Below are 488 nucleotides of genomic sequence, written 5' to 3'. Positions count from 1 at the left end.
GGCCCGTCATCGTTGATGTCGACGACGATCTGCGCCGAACCATCCGTCGTGTCGCCGTCGCTGTCGGTCACCCGGACGGCGAAGGCGTCCTGCACCTGGTCGGAACCGCCCGTCTGGTCGATCCCGGTGTGAGCCAGCGTGTTGTCGCCGAGCGTGTACACCCAGGTCCCGTCCAGATTGACCGAAAGCGCACCATAGACGCCCTGCACCGGCGTGCCGTCCGCCGTGATCTTGATCCAGGTCCCGTCCTTGTCCTGAACCTCGATGAAGTCCAGCGTGTCGTTGCCCGTGTCGATGGTCAGCCCGCCCGACGCCGTCAGGTCGCCGCCACCCGAACCGTCCGGCAACGCCGATTCCCAGACGACCCCGTCATCGCCCACCGCGCGGATGACAGACACTTCGGGAACCGAATCCGGCTGCAGCGTCAGCGTCACCGTCGCCGTCGACGTGTCGCCGTCGCCATCCGTGATCATGTAGTCGAACGTCAC

At 66.2% G+C, this 488-nt stretch carries 1 protein-coding gene; it reads right to left on the bottom strand.

Features of this window, described 5'->3' with window-relative positions:
* Positions 1-488 (bottom strand): VCBS domain-containing protein (locus AB843_RS24600; protein ID WP_157384611.1); only part of this gene is annotated, 488 nt, incomplete at both ends.

The sequence above is a fragment of the Nitratireductor soli genome (assembly GCF_001050155.1).
GTDB lineage: Bacteria > Pseudomonadota > Alphaproteobacteria > Rhizobiales > Rhizobiaceae > Nitratireductor > Nitratireductor soli.
This window is presented reverse-complemented; position numbering and strand designations above follow the sequence as displayed.